We start from the raw sequence: 16137 nt of genomic DNA, 5'->3' as shown, positions 1-16137 counted from the left end.
GGCCGTCTCCTCATAGAGAGGCACCTCCAGTATGACCATCCAGCCCACCCTGATCGAGGGCCTGCGCGCCTGGGCCGACGGGTTCGCCGCCGACCGGGCTGCGGTCGAACTTCTCATCACCCACGGCGCGTGGCTGAGCCGGGCCGACTTCCTCACCCGGTGCGTGGACATCGTCCCGACCGAGGAGCTGATCGACCCCGACACGCCCGTGGCCATCATCGACTGGGAAAGGGTCATCCGCTACCTGGAGGGGTGGGAGGGCGGTCTGCCCGCCTCTTCCTCCGAGGTGGCGGTCCTGGCCGTCGCCGCGTCGATCGGTGCCGGCCACCCGGTCGACCTGCGCGACGCGCTCCTCGGATTGGACGCGACCAACACCGCCGCCGTGGCCACCGCCCTGGTCACCGCCGCCCAGGTCGAAGACCGCGTCACCGTCGACCTCAAGCCCCGCCAGCTCCCCGACTGGCTCACATCCGACACCTGAGCCACACCGCCCGACCAGAACCAGCAGCCCGCCCCGGATGCGACGCCCCGGGGGCGGGCACATCCCACACCACAACCCCGATTTCAGAAGGGTCCGCATGACCTGGCACACCCAACCCATGGCCGCGTTCGACATCGAGTCCACCGGCCTGGACATGGCCTCCGACCGGATCGTCACCGCCGCTCTGTGGCGCATCGACCCCACCCACCGCACCAAGGACGTCACCACCTGGCTGATCGACCCCGGCATCGAGATCCCCCAGGCCGCCGCCGACATCCACGGCATCACCACCGACCACGCCCGCCAGCACGGCCGCCCCGCCGCCGAGGCGGTGCCCGAGATCGGCGCCGCCCTGGAGAAGACGGCCGTGGACGGCCTCCCGGTGGTGATCTACAACGCCCCCTACGACCTCGGGATGCTCTCGGCCGAGCTGGAACGGCATGGTTGCGGGGTGCGCTTCGACGGCCTGCTGCGGGTCCTGGACCCACTGGTGCTGGACAAGCACGTCGACCGGTTCCGGCGCGGTGGCCGCAAGCTCATCGACGTGTGCGCCCACCACGGCGTCCCGTTGGAGTCCGACCAGGCGCACGGGGCCGCCGCCGACGCCCTCGCGGCCGCGAGGCTGGCGTGGAAGCTCGCAGCCACCCACCCCGAACTCGCCGAAACGGGTATCGACGACCTGCACACCGCTCAGGTGGCGTGGAAGGCGGAGCAGTCCGCCTCGTTCCAGGCCTACCTGCGCCGCAAGGACCCCGACGCGGTCGTGGACGGCTCCTGGCCGCTGGCCCCCGGGCCCTGAGCACACACCCCCATCGGACCCGAAGGGGCCGGAACGTCACAACCGTGGCGGTCCGGCCCCTTCTCCCTTACTGACACCACTTTGGAAGGAGCGTGATGGGCACGTTCGCGCCCGTGGACTACGCGCTGGCCGCCGCTCGCCGCGGCTGGCCCGTCTTCCCCCTCACCCCCAAGAGCAAGAAGCCGCCCAAGGTCCGCGACTGGGAGAAGCAGGCGAGCACCGACCCCGATCAGATCCGCGCCTGGTGGAAGCGGTGGCCGAAGGCCAACTACGGCATCGCCACCGGCCCCGCGAACCTGGTCGTGGTCGACCTCGACGTCCCCAAACCCGACCAGTCCCCGCCCCCGGCCTGGGACCTGCCCTACATCACCGACGGCAGGGACGTCCTGGCCGCCCTGGCCCAACGCGCCGGACAGCCCCTGCCGCTGGACACTTTCCTGGTCCGCACCCGCCGGGGCGGCTTCCACCTGTACTTCACCCACCCCGACGGGCCCCGCCTCGGCAACACCTCCGGGGACCAGGGATCGGGCCTGGGCTGGCTGATCGACACCCGCGCCCACGGCGGCTACGTCGTCGGCCCCGGATCCGTGGTCGACGAACCCGACGGCACCGGTGGCTACGAGGCGCTCAACCGGGAGGCTCCGGCGCCGCTGCCGGAGTGGATATGGCGCCTGCTGCGCAGGCCCGATCCCCGGAGTGAGCCCACCACACCCTCGGCTCCGGCCCCAGGGCCCCCGCGCCAGGAGCGCCCGACCACCGGCCGTGAGGACCGGCGTCGGGCCGCCTACGTGCGGGCCGCGGTCACCGGAGAGCTAGCCAGGGTTCGGCAGGCCACACCCGGGACCCGCAACCAGAACCTGTACATCGCCGCCGTCTCGCTGGGCCAGTTCGCCCGCGAAGGGCTGCTGGAGACCGGGTGGATCGAGTCGGCGCTGTACAACGCCGCCCTTCAGGCCAACGCCGCCGGGGACCCGAACCCGGCCCGCGAGATCACCGCCACCATCCGCTCCGGGCTGGCCAAGGGCCTGCGCGAACCGCGCCGCACCCGGCGACCCACACTCCTGACCAGGAAGGACACCGTCTAGATGAGCGGGAACAGCGACGACAAGGAGAAGAAGCCCTCGCAGGCGACCTTGTTGGTCCAGCTGGCCGATCGGTCGGTCGACGTCGTGGCCGGAGCCGACGGCAAGACCTACGCCGTGCGTCGGGGCGGTCCCCGCGTCGCGTTCCCGCTCCTGCGCAAGGACGGCCTGCGGGTCCAACTCGCCCGCCGGTACTACGCCGAGCACCACTCCGTGCCGTCCCAGTCCGCGCTCACCGACGCCATCAGCGTTCTGGAAGGACGCGCCATGGAACAGGACCCCCAGCCCCTCCACCTGAGGCTGGCCCCGCACCGCGACGCCGACGGGTCCCGCCAGGTCGTCATCGACCTGGGCACCCCCGACGGGCGGTGCGTGATCGTCGGCCCCGGCGGCTGGCACGTCGCCGAGCGCAGCCCGGTGCTGTTCCGCCGCACGAAGCTCACCCAACCGATGTCCGACCCCGGCCCGGCCGGGCACACCGATCAGGGTCTGGCCGCCCTGCGCGGGTTGCTCAACGTGGACGAGCCCACCTTCCGGCTGATCGTCGGGTGGCTGGTCGCCGGGATGATGCCCGACATCCCCCACCCGATCCTGGCCGGCAAGGGCGAACAGGGCAGCGGCAAGTCCACCGCGCTGGCGATGCTGGTCAACCTCATCGACCGCTCCCAGGCCCCGCTCCGCTCGCTGCCCAAGGACATCAAGACCTGGGCGACCGTGGCCGGTGCGAGCTGGGCGGTGTGCCTGGACAACGTGTCCGCGATCCCGATGTGGCTGTCGGACACCCTGTGCAAGGCCGTCACCGGCGACTCGCTGGTCGATCGGGCCCTGTACTCCGACGACGACGTCAACGTCGTGTCCTTCCGCCGCCTGATCGCGCTCACCTCCATCGACACCGGCGCCCTGGCGAGCGACCTGTCCGAGCGCATGCTCACCGCCGAGTTCCTGCCGATCAAACGGGACCAGCGGCGTCCCGAGGCCGAGATCAGGGAGGCCTTCGACCAGGCCGCCCCCCAGATCCGGGCCGCCCTGTTCGACCTGCTGTCCCGGGTCCTGGCCGAGCTGCCGAACACGCACCTGGCCGAGCTTCCCCGGATGGCGGACTTCGCCCGCGTTCTGGGGGCCCTGGACACGGTCATGGGGTGGGACACCCTGGACACCTACCAGGCCGACTCCCAGGTCAGCACCGCCGACCTGATGGACGCCAAACCGTTCGCGACCGCGGTCGCTGACTTCGTCGAACGGCGCGGCTCCTGGACCGGTTCCATGAGCCAGCTCCTGGAGCAGATCGCCGTACCCGAACCGCGGCCGAAGTCCTGGCCGATCGACGCCACCCGCGCCTCCGGCCAACTCAAGCGCGACGCCCCGGTGCTGCGGTCGGTCGGGATCGAGTTCGACAAGGCCGGCCGCTCGGCGGACCGGCACCGGCGTCAGCTCTACACGCTGGTCCTGCACGGACCACACCCGGACCATCCGGACCAGCGAGCGGACCGGGATGGTTCGTCTGCGGACCGCCCGGACCACCGTGCGGAGGCTGCGGACCACCACGCAGCCTCCGCAGCCTCCGCCCCAGACTCCGCGCGAAACACCAGGTCACGCACTCTCACGGAGACTGGCGGAGTTGCGGAGGCTGACTTCTCCGCACTCTCTAATGACGTCGATCCCGACGGCCGCGAACCCGTGGAACACGGCCCGTGCCTGACGTGCTCGCGCGACTTCCGCCGCTTCGAGCCCACCGACCACCCCTACGTGTGCGCCGACTGCCACACCCGGGCCGGTCACAACCCGCGACCCGCGCACCCTTCCTGAGGAGTGAGCGGGACCAGACCACGACCCACACGAAACGGCCCCGGCGCCGCTCTCCCAAGCCCGGCCGGGGCCGCACCCCAACCCGAAGGAAAGAGGTACTGCCAGCATGCCCGATCGCAGCAAGCGCCGCCTGGACCTGGCCAAGGTCCGGGTGATCGGCCCGCCCGAGATCGTCGGCCAGGTCGTGGACGCGATCACCGCCGCGCTGCCGTCCGCCGACCCCTCCCGCCCCTACCCGAGCCGCCACAACCCCGACCACGTCCGCGTCTACCTGGAGGTCACCCCCGAATGAGCACGGGAACCAAGACCGAGCGCCCGAACTCCTTCCTCACCGTGCGGGAGGTCTGCGAGGAACTCCGGATCTCCCGCAGCACCTGGGACCGGATGGTGCGCCTGGGGGAGACGCCGAAGATGAAGCGCATGGGTGGCAGGCGCGGCGAGATCCGCATCCGCCGGAGTTGGCTCGACGCCTGGCTGGAAGAGGGCAACGCCTGATGCCGATGACCTACGACGTGCAGTTCTACAAGGTCAGACAGCGGCCCAGGGGAGCCCGCCCCTACCAGGCGCGGTGGCGCACCGAGGAGAAGGTCCACCCCCGCTCCTTCCTGACCTCCGAACTCGCCGAGAACTGGATGTCGGAGCTGCGGGAGGCCGCTCGGAAGGGGGAGATGTTCGACGTCGCGACCGGTCTCCCCCAGACCAAGCTGCGGGAGCTCCGCGACGTCTCGTGGTTCGCGCACGCCCGTGAGTACGTGGCCGAGCGCTGGCCCGGCATGGCGGGGAACACCCGGGTCAGCACGATGGAGGCGCTGATCGCCGTCACGCCTGTCCTGGTGAGCGACGTCTCGGGGGCACCTGGTCGGGACGCCCTTCGCCAGGCGCTCCGCGACTGGGCCTTCCGGATGGAACGCGACGGGGCGGGGGAGTGGCGGTTCCCCAAGCCGCCCTCCCATGTCGAGACGGTGTTCGCCTGGTTGGAGAAGGCGTCCATCCCGGTCAGCGAGGTCGTGGACTCCAGGAACCTGGGGGCCGCCATGCGTGCGTGCGGTCGCCTGCTGGACGGGAGTGAGGCCGCCGCCGACTACTTCAGTCGTCGGAGGAGAGGGTTCTCCGCCGCGCTCAGCTACGCCGTGCTGCGGGAGCGCCTCTCGGAGAACCCGCTCCGGAAGAAGGACCTGCCCACGGACTGGCTGCCCCCGAAGCCCGAGGAAGAGGTCGACCCCCGGTCGATCGGCAACCCGGCGAAGGTCCGGCAGGTGCTGACCGTGGTGAGCTACGTCGGTCGGCGCCAGGGGCCGCGGTTCGCTGCCTGGTTCGGCTGCATGTACTACGCGATGATGCGCCCCCAGGAGGTCGCCAACCTCCGAAGGTCCGGCTGCGAGCTGCCCACCGAGGGGTGGGGCAAGCTCACGTTCGCCGACAGCAGCCCGGCCCCCGGCAAGAAGTGGACGGACTCCGGGACCACACACGAGGAACGGGGCCTGAAGGGCAGGAAGAAGGGGAAGGGGCGAGGCAAGAAGCCATCACGGACCGTGCCGATTCCGCCGACGCTGGTGGCCATGCTCCGCGAGCACATCCAGCGCTACGGAACCGGGCCCGACGGGCGGCTGTTCCGCAGCGAGAAGGGCAACCCGATCCAGCCCTCCACCTACTGGCGGGTCTGGGACAACACGCGCAAGCTGGCGCTCACCACGGAGGAACAGGAGGGGCTGCTGCTGAAGCGTCCCTACGACCTTCGGCACGCCGGAATCACCTACCGGCTCAACCACGGCGTCCCGGCCACCCAGGTGGCCAAGTGGGCCGGAAACAGCGTTGAGGTGCTGCAACGCGTCTACGCGCAGGTCTGGACACAGATGGATGAGGTGTGGATCGACCGCATGGGCGACCATGGGTGACGCAGATCACACGCCAGTGAGGCGCTAAGGGCGGAGACTCCGAGTGGTTTCGGGGTCTCCGCCCTTTTTGTCGTTTATGCCCGGTCCACCAGTGGTCCACGGCGGTCCATGAGTGGTCCACAGAAGCTCGGTGAACGTGGCGCACAGTGACGTGACCTGACAAACGAAGAGACGCCACCTGACCGATGTTTGCCCTGGTCAACGTGGCGTCTTCGCTAGTCAGCCCGATGTGCCCCCTGCAGGATTCGAACCTGCGCACACGGCTCCGGAGGCCGTTGCTCTATCCCCTGAGCTAAGGGGGCGCGCTGCGTGAACAACTGTAGCAGGGGCTCCGTGCGGTTCGTCCACTCGATTGACCGCGCCCCTCCGAGCCGTGGCGATCCCGCCAATCCAGTGGTGTCCCGTCACCCCGCGGCGGTAGTGTCGCGCCCGTGAACGCCCTACCCGCACGGGTTCTCGTCGTCGAGGACGACGAGGTGATCCGGGAACTGATCCGCCTGAACCTCGAACTGGAGGGGTTCGAGGTCTTCACCGCGGTCGACGGCCAGGACTGTCTCGAACGCGCCGGGCACATCGCCCCGCACGTCGTCACGCTCGACGTCATGATGCCCCGCCTGGACGGCTGGGCGGCGGCCGAGTCCCTGCGCGCGGACGACCGCACGCGGGACTGCAAGCTCGTCCTGGTCACCGCGCGTGCCCAGGGCGACGACCGTCGGCGCGGGGAGCGGATCGGGGTCGACGCCTACGTCACCAAGCCCTTCGACCCCGACGAGCTGGTCGACGTCGTCCGCGCCCTCGTCGACGGGGAGCCCGTGTGACCCCCCGGACCCTGGAGGCCGCGCTCCGCCGGGCCGCCGTCCGCGCCTACGACCTGGCCCCCGACGACGTCCCCCTCGTGTGGCCCCGCAACGACCACGCCGAGGAGGGCGCCGACGCCGCGAGTGCGCTCCCGCCCCGGCTCGTCCGGATGGTCGCGGGCAGGAGTTCCCGACCGCTGACCGTGTCCGGGCGCGTCGTCGCCGAGCTGGCCCTCATGCGCGACGAGGGCCTGCTCGACTACGCCCACGCGGCCGACGACGCGCGCGGCTTCGTCAACGTCACCTTCACGGACGCGCAGCACCGGGACCTCCTGGCCGCGGCGGCCGACGGCCCCCGCCTGCTCACCGGCCGCGCCTGGGACGGCTCGGGGGAGTGGCCGACCACCCCGCTGCACGAGGCCGGTCCCGTGGCCCAGGCCCGGCGCCTGGCCCGCGCCGACGCCCGGCGGCGCCTGTCCATCGCGATCGGGGAGCCGTCTCCTCCACCGGGCCCCGGCGACGCCGAGGTCTCCTGGCGCGACCCCTACCTGGACGGCGAGCGCGGGGAGCCGGTCACCCCCGCCGCGCGCGTCCTCGGCACGGTGGGCGAGGCCAGCGCGCGCGTCGCGTTCTGCCGATCGATCCCCGAGCACCCCCGCGAGGCCGAGACCACCGGCCGCGACCTGCCCGTCCTGCCCTCCGCCGAGTATCCCGGCGCCTGGGTCCGCCTCACCGACGCCAATCCCGCCTTCCGCCTGCGCTACGCCCACGCCCACGCGGTCAGCCGCGTGCGCTGGATGGGGGAGGGGGAGACCGCACCCGTTCCCTGCCCCCGCCACACCGCCAGGGTGCGCGGACTCCTCTTCGACGGCACCAGCGCCGTCGACACGGCGGCGCGCCGAGAGGAACCCCATATCCTGGTCAGATACCTGGAGGCACTGGCCAGTGCCTACGATGAGTGGCGAACGTGCCCCACCGCCGACCCCGAGGGGGTGGAGGGGGCCGCCGTGGACCCGGCGCTGCCAGCCGCCGTCGCCGGGGTCCTGCGCACCGGGCTCTTCCTGCTCGGGGTGTCGGCGCCCACAAGGCTGTAGACATCCCGCGCCCCACCCGACGGGCCGACCCAACTCCTGTGTCCCTACCGGGTAAGTGGACAATAGGAGGAGGGGCCTCCGCCGCCAGCACAGCCGCATCCCAGTCGAAAGCCCATCATGAGCCGCTACGCCCACCCCGCCGGATCACGCCACGCGGAGATCCTGCCGGAGGACAACCCGCCGCTGCCGCCCGAGGACCTCAACGGCCTCGACCCCCGGGTGTGGCCCGCCACCGCCCGTCGCGCGGACGGCGAGGTCGCCGTCGGCGGCGTCGGTGTGCGCGAACTCGCCGAGACCCACGGCACCCCGCTCTTCGTCATGGACGAGGAGGACTTCCGTGGCCGCGCCCGCGACTACCGCAACGCCTTCACCGACGCCGACGTCTACTACGCGGGCAAGGCCCTGCTGACCAAGGCCGTCGCGCGCTGGGTGGTCGAGGAGGGCCTCAAGCTCGACGTCTGCTCCGGAGGCGAACTCGCCGTCGCCCTCGCGGCGGGCGTGCCGCCCGAGCGGGTGGGCATGCACGGCAACAACAAGTCCACGGCCGAGCTGCGCCGGGCGGTCGAGGCCGAGGTCGGCCGGATCATCATCGACTCCCTCGACGAGATCGAGCGCCTGGAGTCCGTGGCCGCCGAGCTGGACCGCCACCCCAAGGTCCTCATCCGCGTCACCACGGGCGTCGAGGCCCACACCCACGAATTCGTCGCCACCGCGCACGACGACCAGAAGTTCGGGTTCGCCCTGAGCACCGGCGCCGCCGCCGAGGCGGTCCGCCGCGTGCTCGACGCGCCGCACCTGGACCTGGTCGGGCTGCACTCGCACATCGGCTCGCAGATCTTCGACACCTCCGGGTTCGAGGTCGCGGCCCGCCGCGTCACCCGCTTCCTCACCGGGATTCACGAGGATCTGGGGGTCACGCTCGCCGAACTCGACCTCGGCGGCGGCCTCGGCATCGCCTACACCTCCGGCGACGACCCGCTCGACCCCAAGAGCATCGCCGAGAGCCTCACCGCCATCGTCCGCCGCGAGTGCGAGGAGGCCGGGCTGCCCGTGCCGCGCATCGCGGTCGAGCCGGGCCGTGCCATCGCCGGTCCCGCCGGGATCACCGTCTACGAGGTCGGCACCGTCAAGGACGTCGAGGGCATCCGCACCTACGTCAGCGTCGACGGCGGCATGAGCGACAACATCCGCACCGCCCTGTACGGCTCGGAGTACACCAGCCAGCTGGTGTCCCGGGAGAGCGACGCCGAACCCATGCTCTCCCGCCTGGTCGGCAAGCACTGCGAGAGCGGCGACATCATCGTGCACGACCTCTACCTGCCCGCCGACCTCAGGCCGGGCGACCTGGTGGCGGTCGCCGCCACCGGCGCCTACTGCTACTCCATGGCGAGCAACTACAACCACCTGCCCCGCCCCGCCATGGTCGCGGTCCGGGACGGGCGGGCACGGGTCATCGTGCGCAGAGAGACCGAGGAGGACCTCCTCCGCCTCGACGTAGGCTGAACCGGCCGCCGACGCGGCGCGGCCGCGCGACGGTAGGACACGAGAGAAGTGGGAGTCACGCCCAAATGGCGATGAAGGTGGCGCTGCTCGGATGCGGCGTTGTGGGCGCGGAAGTCGTCCGCCTGATCGAGGAGCAGTCCAACGAGCTGGCCGCGCGTGTCGGCACGCCGATCGAGGTCGGCGGCATCGCGGTGCGCCGGCTGGACAGGGATCGCGGTGTCGACCCGTCACTGCTGACCACCGACGCCACGGGCCTGGTCACCCGGCCCGACATCGACATCGTCGTGGAGGTGATCGGCGGGATCGAACCGGCCCGCTCACTCATCCTCGCCGCGATCAAGACGGGCAAGTCCGTGGTGACGGCCAACAAGGCGCTGCTGGCGGAGGACGGCCAGACGCTGCACGCGGCCGCCCGCGACGCCGGGGTGGACCTGTACTACGAGGCCGCGGTGGCCGGGGCCATCCCGCTGCTGCGCCCGCTGCGCGACTCCCTCGCGGGGGACCGCGTCAACCGGGTGCTCGGCATCGTCAACGGCACGACGAACTACATCCTCGACCGCATGGACTCCCTGGGCGCCGGGTTCACCGAGTCCCTGGAGGAGGCCCAGGCCCTGGGCTACGCCGAGGCCGACCCCACCGCCGACGTCGAGGGCTTCGACGCCGCCGCCAAGGCCGCCATCCTGGCCCGCCTGGCCTTCCACACCCAGCGGGTCACCGCCGCCGACGTCCACCGCGAGGGGATCACGGCGGTGTCGGCCGCCGACATCGCCAGCGCCCGCGCCATGGGCTGCGTCGTCAAACTCCTGGCGATCTGCCAGCGTTCGGAGGACGGCGCGTCCGTGGGCGTGCGCGTCCACCCGGTGATGCTGCCCGTCGAGCACCCCCTGGCCAGCGTCAAGGAGGCCTACAACGCGGTGTTCGTCGAGGCCGAGTCCGCCGGTCGGCTGATGTTCTACGGCGCGGGCGCCGGGGGCACCCCCACGGCCAGCGCCGTCCTCGGCGACGTGGTGGCCGTCGCGCGCAACCGTCTCGCCCGCACCCACGTGGCCGAGGGGGCGCACGACACCGGGCTCCCCGTGCATGACATGGGCCACACCATCACCAGCTACCACGTGTCGCTGGACGTGGCGGACCGGCCGGGCGTGCTGTCGAAGGTCGCCGAGGTCTTCGCCGACCACGGCGTGTCGATCAAGAACGTGCGCCAGGAGGGCAGCGGGGAGGACGCGCAGCTCGTCCTGGTCAGCCACCCGGCCCCGGACTCCGCGCTGAGCAGCACCGTGGAGCGTCTGCGCGGACACGAGCTGGTCCGCGAGGTGGCCAGCGTGATGCGCGTGGAGACCTTCTCCGACTGACCGTGCGCCGACCCGCGCGAACGGCGAGGGGCGCGGCTCCGGGGACCTCACACCCCCGGGGCCGCCGCGCCGTACCCGCTGTCCGGATAGTGGGACGAGCGACCGCGATTCGAGATAGTCCCGGTGGGGCCATAGACTCGTAGCTGGTGGCGGCGGCACCGGGACGGCGACCGCCCCGCCGAGTCCATCTGCGCGTCAAGCGAAGCCGCATCCACCCGAGAGGGAACAGTCGTGAGCATGGCACGGGCGTGGCGAGGGGTCGTCGAGGAGTACCGCGACCGCCTCCCCGTCAACGAGAACACCCCCGTCGTCACCCTTCAGGAGGGCGGCACGCCCCTGCTCCCGGCGACGCGCGTGTCCGAGTTGACGGGCTGCGAGGTCCACCTCAAGGTCGAGGGCCTCAACCCCACCGGGTCCTTCAAGGACCGCGGTATGACCATGGCCATCACCAAGGCCGCCGAGGACGGCGCCAAGGCCGTGATCTGCGCCTCCACCGGCAACACCAGCGCGAGCGCCGCGGCGTACGCCATCCGCGCGGGCATGACGTGCGCCGTGCTCGTGCCCCAGGGCAAGATCGCCATGGGCAAGCTCGCCCAGGCGCTCGTCCACGGCGCCCGGCTGCTCCAGGTGGACGGCAACTTCGACGACTGCCTCGAACTCGCCCGCAAGCTCAGCGTCGACTACCCGGTCGCGCTGGTGAACTCGGTCAACCCCTACCGACTCCAGGGGCAGAAGACCGCGGCCTTCGAGATCGTCGACGCCCTCGGCGACGCGCCCGACATCCACTGCATCCCCGTCGGAAACGCGGGCAACATCAGCGCCTACTGGATGGGCTACACCGAGTACGCCAAGGACGGGATCTCCACCCGGAATCCGCGCATGTTCGGCTTCCAGGCCAGCGGAGCGGCCCCGATCGTCGACGGCGCGCCCGTCACCAGCCCGAGCACCATCGCCACCGCGATCCGCATCGGCAACCCCGCCTCCTGGAAGCTGGCCGAGCAGGCCCGGGACGAGTCCGGCGGCCTCATCGACAAGGTGACCGACCGCGAGATCATGGCGGCCTACAAGCTCCTCGCCGCCGAGGAGGGCGTGTTCGTCGAACTCGCCTCCGCCGCCAGCGTCGCCGGGCTGCTCAAGGCCGCCCAGGCCGGACGTGTGCCGCGCGGCAGCCGCGTGGTCTGCACCGTCACCGGCAACGGGCTCAAGGACCCGGACTGGGCCCTGGCCGGAGCCGCCTCCGCCACCACCGTCCCGGTCGACGCCCGCGCCGCCGCCGAAGCCCTCGGGCTCGTCTGAGCGCCTCGGGGCGCCCCTCAGAAGGAACCCACGATGACCACCCCATCGCGCCCCGCGCGCGTGACCGTCCACGCGCCGGCCACCAGCGCCAACCTCGGCCCGGGCTTCGACGCCCTCGGCCTCGCCGTGCGGCTGTACAACCGGTTCGACGCCGCCGTGCGCGACGACGACCGGATCAACGTCGAGGCCGTCGGGGAGGGGGCCGACGAGGTGCCCCTCGACGAGCGCCACCTCGTGGTGCGCTCCATGCGCGAGGCCTTCGAGCGTGACGGGGAGAAGCTGCCCGGCATCGACCTGACGTGCGTCAACGAGGTCCCGCACGCGCGGGGCCTCGGGTCGTCCTCGTCGGCGATCGTCGGGGGCGTCGCGGCCGCGGCGGCGCTGCTGGGCCGGACCGGTCCGGACGGGGGCCCGGACCGGGACTGGATCTACCAGGTCGCCGCGGACATCGAGGGCCACCCGGACAACGTGGCCCCCTGTGTCTACGGCGGCTACACGATCGCCTACCGGGACGCGGGCCGGTGGGGCGCGGTCTCCCTCGCGCCCGACGCCCGGATCCTGCCGATCCTGTGCGTCCCCTCGTGGCGGCTGTCCACCGAACGCGCGCGCGGCCTGCTCCCGGAGCGCGTGTCGCACGCGGACGCGGCCTTCAACGCGGGCCGCTCCGCGCTGATGACGGCGGCCGTTTGTGGCCACCCGGGAACTCTGTACGCGGCCACCGAGGACCGGCTACACGAGTCCTACCGGGCGCCGGCGATGCCGCGCACCCTCGAACTCATCGGTGACCTGCGCGAACACGAGGGGTTGCCCGCCGTGGTCTCCGGGGCGGGGCCGACGGTGCTCGTTCTGTGCGCCGTGGCGGAGGGCGAGGCGCGCGTGGATTCGCCGGAAATCGCCCACCAGATTGATTCGATCACTCGGCGGGCGGGTAATGATTGGGACATACGCCCCCTGCGCGTCGAGCCGGCGGGGGTGCGGACCCCATCTCCCCATCCGTAGTACCTGTGTTGAGGAATAGCCGTGGCCTCTGGTGATGTTAGGCTAGGTGAAGCACCAGATGCCCCGTTGCGGGGCGAGTGTTCATCCGCCACAGCGGCTTCCGCGACCCATACTCCGGCGGTCCGGTCTCACGACCGTTCGGAGGCGGCGGCCAACGTGTCGAGTCTGCGGTTTCCCCGCGACTGTGCCCACGTCACCAAAGTCAGCACCTCTTCCTCGGATGAGCGTGTCACCACGGCTGACGGGCATCACCACCGAGCCATCCGCCCCGACGTCTGGCTGTACCCAGAGCCCGCCGCGATTGGGTAGGGGACCGTCATCGCCGGTTTCCAGCATCCACGTGGGGCAAGCCCTACCCGGCCCCTGCCGGATAGCACCACCGGGCCGGCCGCTCCAGCACCCGCTGACGGCCGAGGCCCGCTCCTTGGGAAGGACCCTTAGTGAGCGACACCACCGAACTCCACACGGACGCGGCGGTCAACAGCAAAGCCACCACCGACGCCTCCGGAGCGGAGGCCGGCGCCGCGCCCACCGGAGCGTCGGCGTCGTCGCGGTCCCGAGCGACCTCGCGCGGGACCGGGCTCGCCGCCCAGAAGCTCCCCGAGCTGCAAAAGCTCGCGTCGAGCATGGGCATCACCGGTGCGGGGCGCATGCGCAAGAGCGACGTCATCGCCGCGATCGAGGCCAAGCAGGGCGGTCCCGTAGCCGCCCCGGCGAAGGCCAAATCGGCGAAGAAGGCCGAGACGGAGCCCACGGCCGGTAAGGTCGAGTCAACCGACGGCCCAGCCGCGACCACGACCTCCGCGACGTCGGACAACGGCGACTCCGCACGGACGGGTGCGGGCGAGCGGTCGTCGGGCCAGGCCGTGGCCGACTCCCAGGGTGGGCGGGGCGAGAAGCCGTCCCGCAGCCGACGTTCGTCCCGCAGGCGCGGTGACGAGTCCGGTGACCAGCCCCGATCGGCGGACGGCACCGACTCCACTACCTCCGCGAGCAGCGTGACCAAGACATCCAGCACCCCCCAGAAGAACGGCTCCGACACCTACGAGGACCGTGCGTCCGGGCAGGGTCGTGAGCGCCAGCGCAACCGCCGCAACCGCAACCGCGGTGGTGACGACCAGACCAACACCGGCGCCCAGCAGCAGGGCGGCGGCGGCCAGAGCCAGGGCCGCGGCGGTGGCGGTGACGACGAGGACTTCGGCGGCGGTGGCCGTCGGCGGGGTCGCCGCAGGGACCGCCGGGACCGCCGCGGGCGCGGTGGCGGCGGCCAGGAGCAGGAGCCGGTGATCGGCGACGACGACGTCCTGCTGCCGGTCGCGGGCATCCTCGACATCCTGGACAACTACGCGTTCGTCCGGACCACGGGTTACCTGCCCGGGCAGAGCGACGTCTACGTCTCCCTGGCCCAGGTGCGCAAGCACGGCCTGCGCAAGGGCGACCACATCATCGGCGCCGTCCGCCAGCCGCGCGACGGCGAGCGCCGCGAGAAGTTCAACGCCCTGGTGCGCCTGGACTCGGTCAACGGGATGTCCCCCGACCAGGCCAAGGGCCGCCAGGAGTTCTCCAAGCTCGTTCCGCTCTACCCGCAGGAGCGCCTGCGTCTGGAGACCGAGCCGGGCGTTCTCACCACCCGCATCATCGACCTCGTCGCCCCCATCGGCAAGGGGCAGCGCGGGCTCATCGTCTCGCCGCCCAAGGCCGGTAAGACGATGGTGATGCAGGCGATCGCCAACGCCATCACCGAGAACAACCCCGAGTGCTACCTCATGGTGATCCTCGTCGACGAACGGCCCGAGGAAGTCACCGACATGCAGCGCACGGTCAAGGGCGAGGTCATCCACTCGACCTTCGACCGTCCGGCCGAGGACCACACGGTCGTCGCCGACCTGGCCATCGAGCGGGCCAAGCGGCTCGTGGAGATGGGCATGGACGTCGTCGTCCTGCTGGACTCCATCACCCGCCTGGGCCGCGCCTACAACCTGGCCGCCCCGGCCAGCGGGCGCATCATGTCCGGCGGTGTGGACTCCACGGCCCTGTACCCGCCCAAGCGCTTCTTCGGCGCCGCCCGCAACATCGAGGGCGGCGGCTCGCTCACCATCCTGGCGACCGCGCTGGTGGAGACCGGTTCGCGCGCCGACGAGGTGATCTTCGAGGAGTTCAAGGGCACCGGCAACATGGAGCTCAAGCTCAACCGCGGCCTGGCCGACAAGCGGATCTTCCCGGCCGTCGACGTGGACGCCTCCAGCACCCGTAAGGAGGAGATCCTGATGTCGCGCGAGGAGCTGAACGTCGTCTGGAAGCTCCGCCGGGTGCTGCACGCGCTCGACACCCAGCAGGCCATCGAGCTGCTGCTGGAGAAGATGCGCGAGTCCAAGAGCAACGCCGAGTTCCTGATGCAGGTGCAGCAGACCACCGTCGGCCCCGAGCGCTAGACGTCGGTCCGACCCACGGCGGCCCCCTCCCGTGCGGGAGGGGGCCGCCCGGCGTACGTCGCACCCGCCCAGGTCCCGAAGGTCGGGAATCAACACTGGTCCCGGTAGCGTTGAGGGTCTGGCAGACTGGTAGACGGGACCGGCCCGCCCCTCCGCGAGGGGCCCGCCACCCGACCACCTGGATCTACGCGACACCGGTTCGCGCATGACCCACCACGATCGCGCCACCTCCACGGGTGGTGCGGCTGGCATGCGTCCGGCGGTCGCCCTAGCAATGGAGAGCGCATGAAGGCCGACATCCACCCCGAATACGTGCCGACCGAGGTGACCTGCACCTGCGGGAACAGCTTCGTCACCCGCAGCACCATCACCGAGGGCAAGCTGCGCGCCGACGTGTGCTCCGCGTGCCACCCGTTCTACACCGGCAAGCAGAAGATCCTCGACACCGGTGGCCGGGTCGCCCGCTTCGAGAAGCGCTTCGGCAAGCGCAAGTAGCGCCGCCCGCGCTCCCGTGGCGGCCGGCCGCCGGCGGGGGGGGCCCCCGGCGGGGGACGTCGGAGGTACACACCAGATAAAAAAAAAGACCCCCCGGTTAATAGTG

General features: G+C 71.5%; 15 protein-coding genes and 1 tRNA gene. 15 read left to right on the top strand and 1 reads right to left on the bottom strand.

The features are described from left to right. Positions 1-31 precede the first annotated feature (31 nt). The 7 genes from AB0I72_RS11345 (at position 32) to AB0I72_RS11315 (ending at position 6063) form a co-directional block, all read left to right on the top strand. Positions 32-481 (top strand): hypothetical protein, encoded by a 450-nt coding sequence (locus AB0I72_RS11345; protein WP_358565847.1) that lies wholly within the window; start codon positions 32-34, stop codon positions 479-481. A gap of 97 nt (positions 482-578) precedes the next feature. After that, positions 579-1280: an exonuclease domain-containing protein gene (locus AB0I72_RS11340; protein ID WP_358565844.1), complete on the top strand. Its 702-nt coding sequence runs from the start codon at positions 579-581 to the stop codon at positions 1278-1280. A gap of 95 nt (positions 1281-1375) precedes the next feature. Then, positions 1376-2365 carry a bifunctional DNA primase/polymerase gene (locus tag AB0I72_RS11335; protein WP_358565841.1) on the top strand — a complete coding sequence of 330 codons (990 nt, stop codon included), beginning with the start codon at positions 1376-1378 and terminating at the stop codon, positions 2363-2365. Next, positions 2366-4168, top strand: coding sequence for an ATP-binding protein (locus AB0I72_RS11330; RefSeq protein ID WP_358565838.1), 1803 nt, complete (start codon positions 2366-2368; stop codon positions 4166-4168). A 106-nt stretch (positions 4169-4274) separates the two neighbouring features. Next, positions 4275-4460, top strand: a complete 186-nt coding sequence (locus AB0I72_RS11325) for a hypothetical protein (protein WP_358565835.1) — start codon at positions 4275-4277, stop codon at positions 4458-4460. Next, positions 4457-4663 carry a helix-turn-helix domain-containing protein gene (locus AB0I72_RS11320; protein WP_358565833.1) on the top strand — a complete coding sequence of 69 codons (207 nt, stop codon included), beginning with the start codon at positions 4457-4459 and terminating at the stop codon, positions 4661-4663. Before AB0I72_RS11325 ends, AB0I72_RS11320 begins: the two co-directional genes overlap by 4 nt. Continuing rightward, positions 4663-6063 carry a tyrosine-type recombinase/integrase gene (locus AB0I72_RS11315; protein ID WP_358565831.1) on the top strand — a complete coding sequence of 467 codons (1401 nt, stop codon included), beginning with the start codon at positions 4663-4665 and terminating at the stop codon, positions 6061-6063. Before AB0I72_RS11320 ends, AB0I72_RS11315 begins: the two co-directional genes overlap by 1 nt. Before the next feature lie 230 nt (positions 6064-6293). Here the strand turns inward: AB0I72_RS11315 and AB0I72_RS11310 are convergent. Beyond that, positions 6294-6365: transfer RNA gene (locus AB0I72_RS11310), tRNA-Arg, on the bottom strand. Positions 6366-6494: 129 nt separating this feature from the next. Here AB0I72_RS11310 and AB0I72_RS11305 point away from each other — a divergent pair. The 8 genes from AB0I72_RS11305 (at position 6495) to rpmE (ending at position 16031) form a co-directional block, all read left to right on the top strand. Further along, a complete protein-coding gene (locus tag AB0I72_RS11305; RefSeq protein ID WP_358565828.1) occupies positions 6495-6881 on the top strand; it encodes a response regulator in 387 nt (128 codons plus the stop codon). Further along, positions 6878-7954 (top strand): DALR anticodon-binding domain-containing protein, encoded by a 1077-nt coding sequence (locus AB0I72_RS11300; RefSeq protein ID WP_358565825.1) that lies wholly within the window; start codon positions 6878-6880, stop codon positions 7952-7954. The genes AB0I72_RS11305 and AB0I72_RS11300 overlap by 4 nt, the downstream gene beginning before the upstream one ends. Before the next feature lie 117 nt (positions 7955-8071). Continuing rightward, positions 8072-9457, top strand: a complete 1386-nt coding sequence (gene lysA / locus AB0I72_RS11295; protein WP_358565822.1) for a diaminopimelate decarboxylase — start codon at positions 8072-8074, stop codon at positions 9455-9457. A 65-nt stretch (positions 9458-9522) separates the two neighbouring features. After that, positions 9523-10809, top strand: coding sequence for a homoserine dehydrogenase (locus tag AB0I72_RS11290; RefSeq protein WP_358565819.1), 1287 nt, complete (start codon positions 9523-9525; stop codon positions 10807-10809). A gap of 237 nt (positions 10810-11046) precedes the next feature. After that, complete coding sequence (thrC, locus tag AB0I72_RS11285) at positions 11047-12105, top strand: threonine synthase (RefSeq protein WP_358566649.1); 1059 nt, start codon at positions 11047-11049, stop codon at positions 12103-12105. Between the two features lie 60 nt (positions 12106-12165). Then, positions 12166-13104 (top strand): homoserine kinase, encoded by a 939-nt coding sequence (gene thrB / locus AB0I72_RS11280; protein WP_358566646.1) that lies wholly within the window; start codon positions 12166-12168, stop codon positions 13102-13104. Positions 13105-13544: 440 nt separating this feature from the next. Further along, positions 13545-15536: a transcription termination factor Rho gene (gene rho, locus AB0I72_RS11275; protein WP_358565816.1), complete on the top strand. Its 1992-nt coding sequence runs from the start codon at positions 13545-13547 to the stop codon at positions 15534-15536. A 285-nt stretch (positions 15537-15821) separates the two neighbouring features. Further along, complete coding sequence (gene rpmE, locus AB0I72_RS11270; RefSeq protein ID WP_075927055.1) at positions 15822-16031, top strand: 50S ribosomal protein L31; 210 nt, start codon at positions 15822-15824, stop codon at positions 16029-16031. Positions 16032-16137 lie beyond the last annotated feature (106 nt).

Origin of the sequence: Nocardiopsis sp. NPDC049922 (assembly GCF_040660275.1) — a bacterium.
In the GTDB taxonomy this organism is placed as follows: Bacteria; Actinomycetota; Actinomycetes; order Streptosporangiales; family Streptosporangiaceae; genus Nocardiopsis.
This window is presented reverse-complemented; position numbering and strand designations above follow the sequence as displayed.